Source organism: Streptomyces sp. NPDC048417 (assembly GCF_040651615.1).
In the GTDB taxonomy this organism is placed as follows: domain Bacteria; phylum Actinomycetota; class Actinomycetes; order Streptomycetales; family Streptomycetaceae; genus Streptomyces.
Genome location: NZ_JBEZKI010000004.1, coordinates 385,839 through 401,543 on the forward strand (window position 1 = coordinate 385,839; position 15,705 = coordinate 401,543).

The window sequence follows — 15,705 nt, forward strand, 5'->3', positions numbered from 1 at the left end:
GCGAGTACCACCTGATCAGGAGTCTGCACCACGACACTGACAACAATGCGGAATCGGACGACGACTGTGTGCGAACCGTCGACGGTCACCGGCCGACGACGCCCCGTGGAGGGATCAGTTCCCGCCAGGCAGCGCCCGTTCCAGGATCGCGTCGAGCCCGGCCCCGGCGGGCAGCGTGCCGAACGCGTGCCCCCAGTCGCCGCCGAGCCGGGTCGCGCAGAAGGCGTCCGCGACGGCGGTCGGGGCGTACCGGACCAGCAGGGAGGCCTGGAGGGCGAGCGCCATCCGCTCGACCAGCCTACGGGCACCCACCTGATCGGTTTCCGCCCATTCGGTCTTCAGGCGGGTCACGGTGGCGTCCAGCCGGGCGTCCGCCCCGCGCGCGTGGGCGAATTCCCCGAACAGGGCCTCGGCGGCGCCGGGTTCACGGGCGAGCGCCCGCAGTACGTCGAGCGCGTTGACGTTGCCGGAGCCCTCCCAGATCGACAGCAGAGGCGCCTCGCGGTAGTGGCGGGGCATACCGGAGTCCTCGACGTAGCCGTTGCCGCCCAGGCACTCCAGGGCCTCGGCCGTGAAGGCCGGGCCGCGCTTGGTGACCCAGTACTTGCCGACGGCGGTCGCGATCCGCCGGAAGGCCCGCTCCTGTTCGTCCCCGCGCACCGCGCGGTCGGCGGCTCCGGCCAGCCGCAGCGTGAGCGTGGTCGCGGCCTCCGACTCCAGCGCCAGGTCGGCCAGAACGTTGCGCATCAGCGGCTGGTCGACGAGCCGCGCGCCGAACGCGCTGCGGTGGCGCACATGGTGACCGGCCTCCACGAGCGTCTTGCGCATCAGGGTCGCCGAGTTCATCACACAGTCCAGCCGGGTGCAGTTGACCATCTCGATGATGGTCTTCACACCCCGCCCCTCGGCCCCGACGAGCCAGGCCACCGTTCCGTCGAACTCCGGCTCGGAGGACGCGTTCGACCGGTTGCCGAGCTTGTCCTTGAGCCGCTGGATGCGAAACGCGTTACGGCTGCCGTCCGGCAGCACGCGCGGCACGAGGAAGCACGAAAGGCCGCCCGGTGCCTGCGCCAGCACCAGGAAGACGTCGCACATCGGCGCCGACGTGAACCACTTGTGCCCGCGCAGGGTGTAGACGCCCGGCTCGGCGGTGGGCGTGGCCGCCGTGGTGTTGGTCCGTACGTCCGAACCGCCCTGCTTCTCGGTCATCCCCATCCCGGCGAGCAGCCCCGGCTTCTCGGTCGGCACGCGCAGCTCCGGGTCGTACTCCCGGCTGGTCAGCAGCGGTTCGTACACCTTGGCCAGCTCCGGGGTGGCGCGCAGCGCCGGGACGGCCGCATAGGTCATCGAGGTGGGGCAGCCGTGGCCGGATTCGGTGTGCCCCCACACCAGCCCGCCGGCCGTCCGCGCGACATGGGCGCCGGGCCGGTCGTCCGCCCAGGCCGCCCCCGCCAGCCCCTCGGCCACCGCCGTCCGCATCAGGTGGTGCCAGCTGGGGTGGAAGTCGACCTCGTCGATCCGGTTGCCGTACCGGTCGTGGCTGCGCAGCTCCGGCTCGTGCCGGTTGGCCAGCTCGCCCCACTCCTGCGCCTCCACGCTCCCGGCCCGCGCTCCGAGCCGCAGGATCCCCTCCTCGGCCCACTCGGCGCCCTCCCGGCGCAGCCCCTCGAGGAGGGCCGGGTCGTCGGAGGCGTCGTACGGGGCGAGCGGCGGCGCTTGATTGGTGACGTCGTGAGTGGCGTACTGCGGCTGCAAAAGCGTGGCGGTCGAGTCCATACCCTCATGTTGCACTCTTCGTGCGGCTGTAGCAATGTTGCAATACCAAGCCGCACGTACAGTACGTGACCATGCGCATGAACGTGTCCGCCGAGCCCGCCGACGTCGACCTGCGGCCGCTGTCCGCCCGGTCGGTCGTGCTGAGCGTGTTGCTGGGCACGCATCCGCCGCAGCTGCCGGTGAAGGACCTGATCCGCCTCGTGGAGCCGTTCGGGGTCGGCGGCTCCGCGCTCCGGGCCGCGCTCAGCCGGATGACGGCGGCCGGCGACCTGCGCCGCACCGACGACGCCGTCTACGGCCTCAGCGACCGGCTCCTGGCCCGCCAGCGCCGCCAGGACGAGGCGGTACGGCCCCGCACGCGCGCGTGGCACGGCGACTGGGAGATGCTGATCATCACGACCACGGGCCGCGGCCCCGCCCAACGCGCGGACCTGCGCACCCGCCTGACCTCCCTGCGCCTGGCCGAACTCCGCGAGGGCGTCTGGCTCCGCCCGGCGAACCTCGCCAGACCCGTCCCCGACGACGTGCTGGAGATCGCCGAGCCCTGCACGGCCCGCCCGTCCCGTCCCGCCCCCGAACTGGCCGCCCACCTCTGGCCGTTGACCACCTGGGCCACCACCGCCCGCGCCCTGCTGGCCCACGCGGCCGAATCCCCCCGCCCACCCGACCGCTTCACGCTCTTCGCGGCGGCCGTACGCCACCTGCTGACCGACCCGGTCCTGCCGCCGGAACTCCTGCCCGCCGACTGGCCGGGCGACGAACTGCGCACCGCCTACGCGGCCTACCGGGCGGAACTGGGGGAGCCGGCCGGCTGACGGTTCTTCGTCCGGCAGGGCGCGCAGCGTGTCGGGTCGATCCGGTGCGCGGGGCCGACCCGTCTGTGTGCCCCGCCGGGGCTCACCCCGACTTCTGCCGGGCGGCGGCCTGCTCCACGGCGTTGTCCAGATGTGTGATGACGCCCGGGACATCGGCGCTCTCGGTCCCTCTCCAGGTCCCCTCGTTCGGCCCGCGCGCCGGCGAGGGTCTCCGCCCCGGAGCAGGCACGAACCCTGTGCGGTGGAGCCGCCGCCCGGTAATGGGCGACGACCCCACCGCTCGGGCTCACTTGTAGGTGATGTCCGAACTCGCGTACCTGCAGTACGTCCCGTCCGGCCCGCTTCCGTTCGTGGGCGGCTCCGCGCCCGTGTTGTTGCCGATGTACTTCTGGCACGGCACGATCTTCTTGCCGCTGTCCCCGACGATCGTGATGTTCTTCAGGGTCGCGCTGTCGCCGTAGTTGGTGTTGATCCCGACGAGCGCGCTGCCCGTGTACGTCGCCTCGATGGTGTTGAGGTTGATCGTGCGCTTGTACTGTGTGGAGCAGTTGCCGCACGAGCGGACCAGCTTGCCGAAGTTCTGCACGGCGAAGCCCGACACGTTGAGCGTCCCGGCACCGTTGAACTGGAAGACCTTGTCGCTGGCCTCCTTCGCGCCGCCGCCGGAGACGGTGTAGACGTTGGACGAGGAGGAGCCGCGGAAGGTCGCCGCGTCCTCGCCGACGTCCTCCCACCACACGTTCTGCAGGGTGCAACCGCCCTCGCAGTGGATACCGTCCGCGGCGGGCGCGCCGATGATGACGTTCTTCAGGACCGTGCCGGCCGCCAGGTCGAGGATCGGGTCCTGGTCCTCGCTCTGGCCGCCGCTGCCCAGGTCGCCGCTGCCGTACAGGCGCAGCATCCCGTAGTCCTTCGTGCCCGACAGCTTGATGGTCGCGGTGACGGCCTGGCTGCCGCTCGCGGTGGGCCAGGTGGCCGCGTTCGCTCGGGCTCCGTCGGTCATGATCATGCCAAGCGAGAGTCCGAAAGCGGCCAGCCCGCCCGCCAGTGCCCGTGCACTGGTTCGTGCTCGTGAAGTCATGTCCCGTATGCCTTCTGTCGAGTGGGGGGTCTTCCTGGGGGTTCGGCGGGTGGACGTATACATGAATGATGTCCATCCGGCAGAACTACAAATACAGACACCTGCCCGAATGAACCCGCTCGCGGGCTCGATGGTCACGGTGCTGAACGGAACGTAGGATGCAAGCGCTTTCTAGTCAACGCTTCGCGCGATATCCGTTCCTGACCGGCCCTCGACTCCCATAGTCGCGTGGGAGCGCTTCCATGGCGGCCATGTCCATGCCACGATGCCGGGGGATCCCCGCACGACGCCGCACCGAGCCGCGATCAGAAAGGGACAACGACGTGCCCCCCACCCCCGGCGCCACCCTCGACGCACCGCGCACCAGGCCGCGTCCGGCCCTCCTCGCCCTGCTGAGCGCACTGCTGGTGCTGCCGCTGCTCGCGCTGACGGCCGCCCTCGCGCCCGCCGCCTCGGCCCGCACCGCCGCCGTCCCCACGGCCACCCTCACCGAGGTCACCGGCTTCGGCGAGAACCCCAGCAACCTGCAGATGTACGTGTACGTGCCGAACAGCGTGACCGCGTACCCGGCCGTCGTGGTCGCCGTGCACTGGTGCGGCGGTTCCGCCTCCGCCATGTACTCCGGGACCGAATGGGCCTCACTCGCCGAGAGTTACGGCTTCGTCGTCGTGTACCCGTCGGTGACCCGCGCCAGCAAGTGCTTCGACGTCTCCTCGCCCCAGGCCCTGAAGCACGGCGGCGGCAGCGATCCCGTCGGCATCAGGTCGATGGTCGACTGGGTGAGCGCCCACTACGCCGCCGACACCGGCAAGGTCTTCGCCACCGGCATCTCCTCCGGCGCGATGATGACCAACATCCTGCTCGGAGACTATCCGGACGTGTTCGCGGCGGGCGCCGCCTTCTCCGGCGTCCCGTTCGCCTGCTTCGCGACCACCGACGGCTCCGAGTGGAACAGCGCCTGCTCCGGCGGCACCATCAGCCACACCCCGCAGGAATGGGGCGACCTGGTGCGCGCCGCGTACCCCGGCTACACCGGACCCCGGCCACGGATGCAGCTCTGGCACGGCACCGAGGACACCACCCTCTCCTACGCGAACTTCGGCGAGGAGATCAAACAGTGGACCAACGTCCTGGGCGTGAGCCAGACGCCGGCGGCCACGGACAGTCCCGCCGGCGGCTGGACCCGCACCCGCTACGGCGCCACCGGTGACCAGGCCCCCGTCGAGGCGATCAGCCTCCAGGGCGTCGGCCACAACCTCTACGCCTACGGCATGGCCGCCCGCGCCCTCACCTTCTTCGGACTCGACAGCGGCGGCACCGCACCCCAACCGCCCGCCGGAGCCTGCCGGGTGACGGTCACCACCAACGCCTGGAACACCGGCCTCACCGCCTCCGTGACCCTCACCAACACCGGTACGACGACGGCCAACGGCTGGCAGCTCGGTTTCACCCTCCCCACCGGCCAGACCATCACCAACGGCTGGAACGCCACCTACAGCCCCGCGTCCGGGGCGGTGACGGCGACCAACGTGTCGTACAACGCCACGATCGCGCCGAACGCGAGCGTGAGCATCGGCTACCAGGCCGGTCACACCGGCAACAGCGCGGCTCCCACCGCGTACACCCTCAACGGCACCACCTGCACGGTCAGTTGACGACGGCCTCGCAGCCGCCCCTCGTCAGGAAGGCCCCCGTGAAGCCGCAGCCCGGCAGAACGCCGCTCGCCACGCTCCTCAGCGCCTGCGTCCTCGCCCTCGCCCTGGTCGTGACCGCCACGGCCGTCACCGCGCTGGTCCGCAGCCCCCGGCAGGTCACCGCGCACACGGACCGGGGCAGCCACTGGGTGAACACCTGGACCGGAATGCCCCAGCTCACCGAGGCCGGCAACCTGCCACCCGCGCCGTTCACGGGGGAGAGGTCGGTGCTGGCCGACACCACTCTGCGCCAGACCGTCCGCGTCACCACCGGTGGCCATCGGCTGCGGCTGCGCTTCTCCAACGCCTACGGCGACACCCGGCTCCCCCTCACCTCGGTGACCGTGGCGCTGCCGCGGGACGGCCGGGCGGGGGTCAGCGCGATCGTGCCCGGCAGCCTCCACCCGGTGACGTTCTCGGGCCGTACCGCGACCGTCGTCCCCGTCGGCGCCCAGGTCGTATCCGATCCCGTCGACTTCGAGCTGGCCTCCGGATCCAACCTCTCCGTCACCGCCTACACCGCGCAGGGCCAGCCCGATCTGGCGCTCACCTCGCACCCGGGTTCGCGCACCACGTCGTACCTCGTCAACGGCGACCACACCCGGGACACGGACCTGAGCGGCGCCGCCTCGGCCGACCACTGGTATCTGCTGAGCGACGTCGAGGTGGCGGCGCCGGCCGCGACCCGGGCGGTGGCGGTGCTCGGTGACTCGCTCACCGACGGCCGGGGGTCGACGACCAACGCCAACGACCGCTGGCCCGACCAGTTCTTCGACCGCCTCCAGGCCCGCTCCGCCACCTCGGACATCGCGGTCCTCAACCAGGCGGCCGGCGGCAACCGTGTGCTCAACGACGGTCTCGGCCTCAATGTCCTGGCCCGCCTCGACCGGGACGTGTCCTCGCGCAGCGGAGTCTCCTGGCTGATCCTCTTCGAGGGCGTCAACGACATCGGCACCGCCGCCGCCACCCCGGACGCACAGCGCGCCGTGGCCGACGATCTGATCGCCGCCTACCGGCAGATCGTCGTCCGCGCCCACGCCCAGGGCATCCGGGTCTACGGCGCCACCCTGCTGCCCTTCGGCGGCAACGCGTACGACGACGGAGCGGGCGTGCGCGAGGCGGCCCGGCAGCGGGTCAACGCCTGGATCCGCGGACGCGGCCACTTCGACGCGGTGATCGACTTCGACCGGGTCGTACGGGACCCGGCCGATCCGAGCCGTCTGCGGGCCGATCTCCAGGTGGGGGACTGGCTGCACCTCGACCCGACCGGGTACGGAGTCCTGGCGGAGGCGGTGCCGGCGGCACTGTTCCTCCGCGGCTGACGATTCACGGGCGTCCGGCACCGCTGCCGAGGCGCGCCACCAGGGCCCGCCCAGCCCCGACGACCAGTGCTCTCCTCGTCACCGCGGCCGGTGGTCAGGCCGCGTCCTCAGCCCGTGCCGAAGCCGCGGTCCGCGCGCTGATCACGGCCCGTCCTCGCTCCGACTCCGAGAAGCGGTCGAGCATCGCGCGCAGTTCTTCGGCGCCGACGTCGGCGCCGAAGGGCTCGGTGCCCGGTTCGAGTCGTACTCCTTCGGCGAGCGGGCCTGCGATGACGGGGGTGAATCCGAACGCGTCGACGAGGCCGGCCACGGTGGCGAGGCCGTCCGGATCGTCGCCGGCGATCGCGATCGCCTTGCGACCCGGGGTTCCCTCGGGCAGGGCCCCGTCCTCCAGGTCGTGGTAGCCCATGTGGTTGAACGCCTTCACCACGCGTGCTTCGGGCAGATACAACTGCACGATCTCGCTCGACGAGGTGAGCGGGTCGGTGAGGTCCTCGCGGCTGCCGTCGACCTCCCACCAGTAGTTCATCGCGTCGATGACGAGTTTGCCGCGCAGGGCGTCGGCGGGCACACCGCGGTACTTGCCGAGCGGAAGGGCCAGGATGACGACATCCGCCTGTGCCGCGGCCTCGGCCGCGGTCACCGGGACCGCGCCGGGGGTGAGGACTTCGACGGTGAGGGCGATTTTGGCGGGGTCGCCCGATCCCGCGACGAACACGCGGTAACCGGCGGCCAGGGCCAGGCGGGCCAGCACGGTGCCGACCTTTCCCGCACCCAGGATGCCGACGGTGCGGACGGCGGTGGCGGACATCTCTTCTCCGTTCCTGGTGTCAGCCCGCGAGGAGGTCGCGGACCATGGGGATGACCTTGGTGCCGTACAACTCGACGGCGCGCAGGCGAGCGCTGATCGATTGCGCGCCGTTGGTGTAGATGAGGTCGAAACGGCCGACACCGAGCGCTTCGATCGCGCGGGCCATCTTGCGGGCGACCGTCTCCGGCGAACCGATGTAGAGGGAGCCGCGCTCGATCTCGGCCTCGTACTCCTCCTTGCGGACCGGCGGCCAGCCCCGCTGTTTGCCGATACGGTCCCGGATGACCTTGTAGTGCCGCCAGTGCGCTTCTTTGGCCTCCTCGTCCGTGTCGGCGATGAAGCCGGGCGAGTGCATGCCGACTGGGTGAGCGGTCGTGCCGAACTGCTCGGTGGCGCGCTGGTAGAGGTCGATGTACGGCGCGAAGCGTTCCGGGGCGCCGCCGATGATGGCGATCATCAGCGGGAAACCGTAGCGGGCGGTGCGGACGACCGACTGGGGCGAACCTCCGACACCGACCCAGGTGCTCAGGTGCCCGGACTCGGTCTTGGGGAAGACGTCGGCGTCCTTGCGCGGTGCCCGCTTGGTGCCGCCCCAGGTGACCGGCTTCTCCTCCAGCAGCTTGGCGAAGAGCTCGATCTTCTCCTCGAACAGCACGTCGTAGTCGGCGAGGTCGTAGCCGAAGAGCGGGAACGACTCGGTGAAGGAGCCGCGGCCCAGGATGACCTCGGCCCGGCCGTTCGAGAGGGCGTCCACGGTCGCGAACCGCTGGAACACCCGGACCGGGTCGTCGGAGCTCAGCACGGTCACTCCGGAGGACAGACGGATGCGGTTGGTGCGGGTCGCGATGCCGGCGAGGACGGTCTCCGGGGTCGAGATCGCGAACTCCGGGCGGTGGTGTTCCCCGAGGGCGATGACGTCGACGCCGGTCTCCTCGGCGAGTACGGCCTCGTCGAGGACCTGCCGGATGGCGCGGGCGTCGGAGACCGGCTTCCCGGAGTCGTCTTCCGGCACGTCGCCGAACGTGTCCAGGCCGAAGACGAGATCAGACATGAGTGGACTCCTTCGTGAGTGGTCGGTTCAGCGGGTGTCGTGCCGGTGGCACGGCGCACGGCATGTCCCGCCGACTGTCCGTATGGCATAGTAGTTGATACGACAACCAAAGTGTGCGGGCGTTGCTTCCCCGTGAGCAACGTGGACACCTGGCCTGGGGAAGCACGGCTGTCGGGGGCTGCCCCCGGGCGGCCGTCTTCCTGCCCCCGCCCTGCCGAACACCGTCGTCACCGCGCGTGGGAACCCGCCATGCCGCTTGCAGTGCGACGATGCCTGCCCGATTTGGATGACCAATCAACCATATGTGAGGTGTCAGTCGTGGGACGAGCTCGTCGGGGCAAGGTTTCGATGAAATGTCAACCACGCCTACACTCGGCCTCATGGGCGAGAGGACGCGTTGGTTGACGGCGGACGAGCAGCACGCGTGGCGGAGCTTCCTCCGGCTGAACGACAGGCTGCGGGGCCAGTTGTCGCGCCTGATGCAGACGGAGTCGAATGTGTCGGCCGCGGACTTCGGAGTGCTGGTCGAGCTGACGGACACGCCGGACGGGCGACGGAGGATCCTGGACCTCGCCCGGGCGCTGGAATGGGAGAAGAGCCGGATGTCCCATCACATCGCCCGCATGGTGAAGCGCGGCCTGGTGGTTCGGGACGAGTGCGCCGAGGACGGCCGCGGCGCCTTTGTGGTGATCACGGAGGAGGGGCGCGCGGCGATCGAGGCGGCCGCGCCGCGGCATGTGGACGCGGTGCGCGAACTGTTCCTCGACCATGTCACGCCGGCGGAGTTGCGGATGCTGGCTCAGCTCTCCGACCGGGTGGTGGAGAAGCTGGACGAGGACCCGACCTGATCGAGCGTCCCGCCGTCGAGTGAAGGTGGCCGAATCCCGTCGATGTAGTTGATGCGTCAACCCGTACCTCGACTAGAATCGGATCGTTGACGCATCAACCAGATGCTTTCCTCTCGGAGAGGGACTGATGTCATGAGTGCACAGAAGATCATCGCCGTGACCGGTGCCACGGGCTCGCAGGGCGGCGGTGTCGCGCGGGCGATCCTCGCCGACCAGGATGCGGAGTTCGCGGTGCGCGCGATCACCCGGGACCCCGCCTCGCCCGCCGCCCGGGAGCTCGCAGCGCTCGGTGCCGAGGTGGTCCGGGCGGACTTCCATGACGAGCCGACCGTGCACAAGGCCTTCGAGGGCGCCTACGGCGCCTTCCTCGTCACGAACTTCTGGGCGCACGGCTTGGCGGCGAAGGAGACGGAGGAGATCGGTGTCCTGGTCCGGGCGGCCGAAGCGGCGGGCCTGCGGCATGTGATCTGGTCGACCCTGGAGGACACCCGCGAGCTGCTGCCGCTGGACGACGACCGGATGCCGGTCCTCCAGGGCGAGTACAACGTGCCGCACTTCGACGCCAAGGGTGAAGGCAATCGGCTGTTCACGGAGGCCGGCGTCCCGGTGACCTTCCTGAACACCGCCTTCTTCTTCCAGGGCTTCCTGAACGTCTTCCTCCCCAAGCGCGGTGAGGACGGCGTGCTCACGGTGACCATGCCGTTCGAGGACGGCAAGCTCCTGTCCGGGGTGGATGTGGCGGACATCGGCCGCACTGCACACGCTCTCCTCAAGGGTGGCGAGCAGTTCATCGGCAAGACCGTCAGCCTGGCCGGGGACCACCTGACCGGTGCGCAGTACGCGGAGAAACTGGGGGCCGTGATCGGTGAGCCGGTGCGCTTCCAGTCCGTGCCGTACGACGTCTTCCGCGCCCTCGACGTTCCGGCCGCCGACGAGATCGCCAACATGTTCCAGTACTACGGGGACTTCGACCGGGAGTTCACCGGAGCCCGGGACCTGGACAGGCTGCGCGAGATCAACCCGGAGCTCAGGAGCTTCGACGCCTGGCTGGCCGAGAACGCCTCCAAGATCGAGCTGGGCTGACCGAGCCCGACAGGTACGGCGGCCCGCGAGGGATCGACGGGCGCGGGCCGCGCGGCGCTCACGACCGGCGCCGCGGACGGGGAGGCCGTCCGCGGCGCCGGTGAGCGATCGGCCCGGACTCGGACGATCCCTTACGCCGCCTTCACCGCCTGCGAGCCCGAACCCGCCCTCACCGGAAGGTGGTTGAAGAGCAGGTTGAGGACGATCGCCGTCAGACAGCCCGCGCTGATACCGCTGTTCATCACCGTCTGGAACCAGTCGGGGAACTTCGCGTAGACCGTCGGCACCCCCACCGGCAGCACCCCGATCGCCACCGAGACGGCCACCACGGTCAGGTTGTTGTTGCCCTTGAAGTCGATGGTCGCGAGCGTGCGCAGGCCGCTCGCCGCGACTGTCCCGAACATCACCAGGCCCGCGCCGCCGAGCACCGGAGCCGGTACGGCCGCGACCACCGCGCCCAGCTTGGGCAGCAGGCCGAGCAGGACCAGGATGCCGCCGGCCGCCGCGACCACCCAGCGGCTGCGCACCCGGGTCATGCCGACCAGACCCACGTTCTGGGCGAACGCCGTGTACGGGAACGTGTTGAAGACACCGCCCAGGACGGTCGAGAGGCCGTCGGCGCGCAGACCGTCGGAGAGGGAGCCCGGCTCGACCTTGCGGCCGGTCATCTCGCCCACCGCGATCAGGTCACCCGTCGTCTCCGTCATGGTGACCAGGGCCACCACCAGCATGGAGACGATCGCGGACGCCTTGAACGTCGGCGTCCCGAAGTGGAACGGCGTGCTGATGCCCAGCCAGTTCGCGTCGCCGACCCCGCTGAAGTCCGTGAACCCGAAGGGCACCGCCACGGCCAGGCCCACCGCGATGCCGATGAGGACCGAGATCCGGGCGAGGTAGGCGGGGGCGAACCGCTGCACGCCTATCACCACCGCGAGCACGAAGGCCGCCAGCGCCAGGTTCTTCGGCTCCCCGAAGTCCTTCGCACCGGCGCCGCCCGCCGCCCAGTTGCCCGCGACCGGCAGCAGCGAGACCCCGATGATCAGGATCACCGTACCGGTGACCAGCGGCGGGAAGAAGCGCAGCAGCTTTCCGAAGACCGGGGCCAGCAGCATGATCGCCAGACCCGCGACGATCACCGAGCCGTAGATCGCGGGCAGTCCGCCGCCCGTCGTGCCGATGAGGACCATCGGCGACACAGCCGCGAACGTGCAGCCCTGCATGATCGGCAGCCGGACGCCGAAGCGCCAGAAGCCGACGCACTGGATGAGCGTCGCGATCCCGCACACCAGCAGGTCGGCGGTGATCAGATATGCCAGGTCGGAGGGCGAGAGCTTCATCGCACCGCCCACGATCAGCGGGACGGCGACGGCGCCCGCGTACATCGCGAGCACATGCTGCAGGCCGAAGGCGGCCAGCTGCCGTACGGGTGGGACCTCGTCGACGGGATGGACGGGGGAGGGGACGGGGGCGGCGGTGGTGGACACGGGCACTCCAGAGCGGCGGCGGGGACGACATCCGGTCAGGACCAGACCGTAAGCGGATTGAACAGTTTGTTGATTTCCGCGGTGTTGCCGATACGTGTCCTGCCCACCTGGCCGCGGTCGACTCCGCTACGCCCCCGACCGCGCCGCCGTCAGCAGCGTGTCCCAGTCCGCCAGCTTGACCACGCCGCGGCCGAGCCGGGCGCCGAGCGCCGCCTCGGCCCGCTCGATCGCCTGCCAGCCCGACCACGCGACCGGCTCGATGCCCAGCGCGCGCAGCGCCGTGACCGGATCCTCCGGCACCGCCCTGCCGAGCAGCACGGGCGCGTCCGCCAGGAGAGAGGTCACCGTCTCCTTGGCGTCGGGCCGGTTGGTGCCGATGACGCCGGTCGGGCCGCGTTTGATCCAGCCGGCCACGTAAGTGCCCGGCGCGCCGGCCGGATCGTGCAGGACCCGGCCCGCCGCGTGCGGCACGGTACCGGTGGCCGGGTCGAACGGGAGACCGGCCAGCTGTACTCCGCGATAGCCCACCGAACGCAGCACCAACTGCGCGTCGACGGTCTCGTACCGCCCAGTGCCCCGCACCCCGCCGTGCTCGTCCGGCTCCGTCCGCTCGAAGCGCACCGCGCTCACCCGCCCGCCGTCCGCGAGCAGTTCGACCGGGCGCAGGAAGAACCGCACCCAGATACGGCGCTCCGCACCCCGGGTGCCGGCCGCGTCCCAGCCCCGCAGCACCTCCACGTTGCGGCGCTGCGCGGCGGGCAGCGCGGACGGGTCGGCGTAGGCCGGGTCGAGTGCCAACTCGTGCGGATCGACGCGGATTTCGGTGTCCGGCAGGGCGCCCAGCTCGCGCAGTTCCTTGGTGGTGAAGCGGGCCTGCGACGGGCCGCGTCGGCCCACCACGTGGACCTCTCTTATCCGGCTCGCCGCCAGTGCGGTCAGCGCCGCCTGCGGCATGTCGGTCGGGCTCAGCTCCGCCATGCCCCGGGCCAGCATCCGGGCCACGTCCACCGCGACATTGCCGACGCCGATGACCACCGCCGAGCGGGCGTCGCGCACGAAACCGGCGTCGATGGCGTCCGGATGCGCGCTGTACCAGGACACGAACTCGGTCGCCGACCAGCTGCCCGGCAACTCCTCGCCCGGGATGCCGAGCCGCCGGTCGCCGGCGGCGCCCACGCAGTACACCACCGCGTGGTACAGCTCGCGCAGCCGCGCCACCGGGAGTTCGCCCGGACCGCCGCCGATCCGGACCCCGCCGAGGAACCGCACCCGCTCGTGTTCGAGGACCGTGCGCAGATTGCCCTGCAGCGACTTGATCTTCTCGTGGTCAGGGGCGACTCCGTACCGCACCAGTCCGTACGGGCACGGCAGCCGGTCCAGGACGTCCACGACCACCGTGGGGTCGAGCTGGACCAGGTTCTGGGCGGTGTAGCACCCGCTCGGCCCGGAGCCGACGACGGCGACACGCAACACGGGGGACTCCTTGCCCGAGGGGCTGGTGCCTCCAGCATCCCACCGGCGTGGCCGCCTCGACAGGGGCCGCTGGGGTGAAGCGGACGCGTGTCCGGTCGTATGGAGTGTGATCATGCGGTTACGTTTCGTGTGTGCTAGAAGCATCCTTTCTTAATCTGTCTGATCGGCGTGCGGAGGACGGCACGGTGTCGGTGTCGCCCGCCTGGGAGGTGCAGGAGCACACGGGGGCCACGTCGTGGTTGCAGGTCAGGCTGGCCTTCGGGGACGGCGCCCAGGTCGACGCGCTCGCCGTGGTGGCCGGGGGGCGGGTGTCGATCGAGGACGTCAAGGCGCGGCCCGCACTGTCGCTGGCCGATCTGACGGTGCTCGCCGACTGGATCGAGGAACCGCTGTTCAGGGCGTGCGGGATGGAGTCGTACGCGGACGAGGGGCCCGCCGGGGAGGATCTCGAAGACGGCGCGGAAGTCGCGGAAGGCGCGGTGGGCGTGGAAGGTGCGGCGGGCGCCGTCGGTCCGCGGCGCGCCCGGCCCGCCTGGCCGCGGGGTATCGAGGGGCGGTGGCTGGTCGCCCAGGAGTACCGGGCCGCGCAGGAGAAAGGCGTCGACCCCGTCCTCGCCGTGATGTGGGCGACCGGGCACGGCCGCCGGCGGTCGCTCCGGCTCATCGCGCAGGCGCGCGACGCGGGCTTTCTGACACCGCGGCATGCGCGCCGCTGACCAGGCCGGTCACTCGGACCCGGTCCGGTCCTCCGTGGCGAAGAACCGGGACAGGTCCTGCGGCTCCGCCGCGGGCGCGGACTCCGGGGGCACGCCCAGCTCCCAGTCCAGCCCGTAGCGCTCGAACAGCTCCGCCCGCAGCACCGGGATCGGCATCGGCACCCCCGGCACCAGCGCCGCGTACACCGCCCCCATGAGCAGGGCGCGCAGCATCGGGTAGTCGGCCGGGACGTTCTGCGAGCCGTAGCGGGCGACGGTGTCGCCCAGCAGCTCCGACAGCCGGCGCTGCTCCGGGCACTGCACGAAGCCCTCCGCCTGGAGCAGGCCGGCCATGTGCTGGCGCATCAGCACCGGCCGGTCGCGCGTGAGACCCAGGATGGCGTCGATGGCACGGGCCAGCCGCTCCCGGCCGTCGTCCGTGCGAGGCTCGCGCTCCAGCCCCTCCTCCAGTGTGCGGTGCATCAGCCGGTGCACGGCGGACTGGACCAGCTGGCGCTTGCCGGGGAAGTAGTACGACACCAGTCCGCGCGCCGACCCGGCCCGATCGGCGATGGCACCGAGGGTGGTGGCCTCGAAACCGTGCTCGTCGACCAGCTCGACCGCGGCCTGCAGAAGCCGCTCCCGAGAACGCCTCCGCAACTCTTCATTGACCGAGGCGCTGCGAGGGGACATCCTGGAACTCCTGCGTTGACTGGCTGCCAGCCAACTATAATCGACGCAGTGGGCACCGCTCTGTGCGGGGCCTGTTCAGGGCTGCCGTTCGTCCGGGGCGACACGGGGGAGCGTCTCGGACGGACGGCGCGAACGGGTCAGGCCTGCGTGGGCGTGGCCGGGCCTGCCAGGCCGAGCACCGGCAGCAGCGCGTCCGGCCGTCGGGTCACCGGCAGATGGTCCACGAAGTGCACCCGACAGCCCAGTGCCGCCGCCCCGCCGTCGGCGGGCCTGCTGTCCCCGACCATCAGCGTCTCGGAGGGCGCGGCCCCGAGCGCCTCCAGGGCGACCGTGAAGAGCCGTGGGTCGGGCTTTTGGACACCGTGCTCGTACGACAGGACGTACGCGTCCACATACGCGTCGAGCCCGTGGGCGCGGAAGACCGGGCGCAGGTCCCAGCCGATGTTGCTGACCACACCGACCCCGATCCCGTGCGCGCGCAGCGTCCGCAGCACCTCGGCGGCGTCCGGGTACGGCGTCCAGGCGTCCGGGGTCATGTGCCGTTCGTACAGCGCGTCGTGCAGCGCCGGGTCCGGCAGCGGCACCCGGCGGGACAGCCCGGTGTAGGCGGCCCGGTGCTGCTCCGCGCTCTCGTCGCGTACCGCCCACACCCCGGCCAGCTCCTCGGGCAGTTCCACCGGGTTCGCCCCGCCGGGCTGTGCTCCGGCCACCTCGAGCGCCCGCGCGGCGGCGGTCAACTCCGCCTCGGAGAGCCCCGCTTCGGACTCGGCGAGCACCGCCCGCAGCCAGGATTCGGTGGACTCGATACGGAAGAGGGTCCCGGAGAAGTCGAAGAGCACGGCAGCCATACGGAGGACCCTATCCCGGGTGCTGTCCGGC

13 protein-coding genes and 1 pseudogene are annotated in these 15,705 nt (G+C 71.1%); 6 read left to right on the top strand and 8 right to left on the bottom strand.

The features are described 5' to 3' along the window. Positions 1-114: 114 nt before the first annotated feature. Positions 115-1,776: an acyl-CoA dehydrogenase family protein gene (locus AB0D59_RS08800; protein ID WP_362562535.1), complete on the bottom strand. Its 1,662-nt coding sequence runs from the start codon at positions 1,774-1,776 to the stop codon at positions 115-117. A 71-nt stretch (positions 1,777-1,847) separates the two neighbouring features. On the opposite strand from AB0D59_RS08800, the gene AB0D59_RS08805 reads away from it, so the two are divergent. Continuing rightward, entirely contained in the window at positions 1,848-2,591 is a 744-nt protein-coding gene (locus AB0D59_RS08805) for a PaaX family transcriptional regulator C-terminal domain-containing protein (protein ID WP_362562537.1), read from the top strand. Between the two features lie 286 nt (positions 2,592-2,877). Here AB0D59_RS08805 and AB0D59_RS08810 read toward each other — a convergent pair whose 3' ends face one another. Continuing rightward, positions 2,878-3,672, bottom strand: coding sequence for a pectate lyase (locus tag AB0D59_RS08810; RefSeq protein WP_362562540.1), 795 nt, complete (start codon positions 3,670-3,672; stop codon positions 2,878-2,880). Positions 3,673-4,061: 389 nt separating this feature from the next. Between AB0D59_RS08810 and AB0D59_RS08815 the strand changes: the two genes are divergently transcribed. Beyond that, on the top strand, positions 4,062-5,327 hold the full coding sequence (locus AB0D59_RS08815) for a PHB depolymerase family esterase (RefSeq protein ID WP_362562694.1): 1,266 nt from the start codon (positions 4,062-4,064) through the stop codon (positions 5,325-5,327). A gap of 38 nt (positions 5,328-5,365) precedes the next feature. Beyond that, positions 5,366-6,688 carry an SGNH/GDSL hydrolase family protein gene (locus tag AB0D59_RS08820; RefSeq protein WP_362562542.1) on the top strand — a complete coding sequence of 441 codons (1,323 nt, stop codon included), beginning with the start codon at positions 5,366-5,368 and terminating at the stop codon, positions 6,686-6,688. 94 nt (positions 6,689-6,782) lie between these two features. On the opposite strand, the pseudogene AB0D59_RS08825 reads toward AB0D59_RS08820, so the two are convergent. Both AB0D59_RS08825 and AB0D59_RS08830 read right to left on the bottom strand, forming a co-directional pair. Next, positions 6,783-7,502 (bottom strand): annotated as a pseudogene (locus AB0D59_RS08825) (NADPH-dependent F420 reductase); the annotation flags it as partial. Positions 7,503-7,518: 16 nt separating this feature from the next. Continuing rightward, positions 7,519-8,550, bottom strand: a complete 1,032-nt coding sequence (locus AB0D59_RS08830; RefSeq protein WP_362562545.1) for an LLM class flavin-dependent oxidoreductase — start codon at positions 8,548-8,550, stop codon at positions 7,519-7,521. A gap of 380 nt (positions 8,551-8,930) precedes the next feature. Here AB0D59_RS08830 and AB0D59_RS08835 point away from each other — a divergent pair, with 380 nt between their 5' ends. Together AB0D59_RS08835 and AB0D59_RS08840 are read left to right on the top strand one after the other, a co-directional pair. After that, positions 8,931-9,398 carry a MarR family transcriptional regulator gene (locus AB0D59_RS08835; protein WP_362562548.1) on the top strand — a complete coding sequence of 156 codons (468 nt, stop codon included), beginning with the start codon at positions 8,931-8,933 and terminating at the stop codon, positions 9,396-9,398. A gap of 132 nt (positions 9,399-9,530) precedes the next feature. Continuing rightward, a complete protein-coding gene (locus tag AB0D59_RS08840) occupies positions 9,531-10,481 on the top strand; it encodes an NmrA/HSCARG family protein (protein ID WP_362562551.1) in 951 nt (316 codons plus the stop codon). Positions 10,482-10,612: 131 nt separating this feature from the next. On the opposite strand, the gene AB0D59_RS08845 is transcribed toward AB0D59_RS08840, so the two are convergent. Both AB0D59_RS08845 and AB0D59_RS08850 read right to left on the bottom strand, forming a co-directional pair. Then, positions 10,613-11,965, bottom strand: coding sequence for a nucleobase:cation symporter-2 family protein (locus AB0D59_RS08845; RefSeq protein WP_362562553.1), 1,353 nt, complete (start codon positions 11,963-11,965; stop codon positions 10,613-10,615). Positions 11,966-12,091: 126 nt separating this feature from the next. After that, on the bottom strand, positions 12,092-13,438 hold the full coding sequence (locus AB0D59_RS08850; RefSeq protein ID WP_362562555.1) for an FAD-dependent oxidoreductase: 1,347 nt from the start codon (positions 13,436-13,438) through the stop codon (positions 12,092-12,094). Between the two features lie 185 nt (positions 13,439-13,623). Between AB0D59_RS08850 and AB0D59_RS08855 the strand changes: the two genes are divergently transcribed. Next, positions 13,624-14,154: a DUF6214 family protein gene (locus AB0D59_RS08855; protein ID WP_362562557.1), complete on the top strand. Its 531-nt coding sequence runs from the start codon at positions 13,624-13,626 to the stop codon at positions 14,152-14,154. A 9-nt stretch (positions 14,155-14,163) separates the two neighbouring features. Here the strand turns inward: AB0D59_RS08855 and AB0D59_RS08860 are convergent, their stop codons facing one another. Beyond that, the gene (locus tag AB0D59_RS08860) at positions 14,164-14,826 is read right to left on the bottom strand and encodes a helix-turn-helix domain-containing protein (RefSeq protein WP_362562559.1); all 663 of its coding nucleotides are present in this window, start codon (positions 14,824-14,826) and stop codon (positions 14,164-14,166) included. A gap of 137 nt (positions 14,827-14,963) precedes the next feature. Next, positions 14,964-15,674: an HAD-IA family hydrolase gene (locus AB0D59_RS08865; RefSeq protein WP_362562561.1), complete on the bottom strand. Its 711-nt coding sequence runs from the start codon at positions 15,672-15,674 to the stop codon at positions 14,964-14,966. Positions 15,675-15,705: the final 31 nt, after the last annotated feature.

What these genes read in the sequence shown, in the direction of transcription:
- AB0D59_RS08800 (WP_362562535.1), bottom strand. Translation starts at nt 1,776, where the DNA reads ATGGACTCGACCGCCACGCTTTTGCAGCCGCAGTACGCCACTCACGAC.
- AB0D59_RS08805 (WP_362562537.1), top strand. Translation starts at nt 1,848, where the DNA reads ATGCGCATGAACGTGTCCGCCGAGCCCGCCGACGTCGACCTGCGGCCG.
- AB0D59_RS08810 (WP_362562540.1), bottom strand. Translation starts at nt 3,672, where the DNA reads ATGACTTCACGAGCACGAACCAGTGCACGGGCACTGGCGGGCGGGCTG.
- AB0D59_RS08830 (WP_362562545.1), bottom strand. Translation starts at nt 8,550, where the DNA reads ATGTCTGATCTCGTCTTCGGCCTGGACACGTTCGGCGACGTGCCGGAA.
- AB0D59_RS08835 (WP_362562548.1), top strand. Translation starts at nt 8,931, where the DNA reads ATGGGCGAGAGGACGCGTTGGTTGACGGCGGACGAGCAGCACGCGTGG.
- AB0D59_RS08840 (WP_362562551.1), top strand. Translation starts at nt 9,531, where the DNA reads ATGAGTGCACAGAAGATCATCGCCGTGACCGGTGCCACGGGCTCGCAG.
- AB0D59_RS08860 (WP_362562559.1), bottom strand. Translation starts at nt 14,826, where the DNA reads ATGTCCCCTCGCAGCGCCTCGGTCAATGAAGAGTTGCGGAGGCGTTCT.
- AB0D59_RS08865 (WP_362562561.1), bottom strand. Translation starts at nt 15,674, where the DNA reads ATGGCTGCCGTGCTCTTCGACTTCTCCGGGACCCTCTTCCGTATCGAG.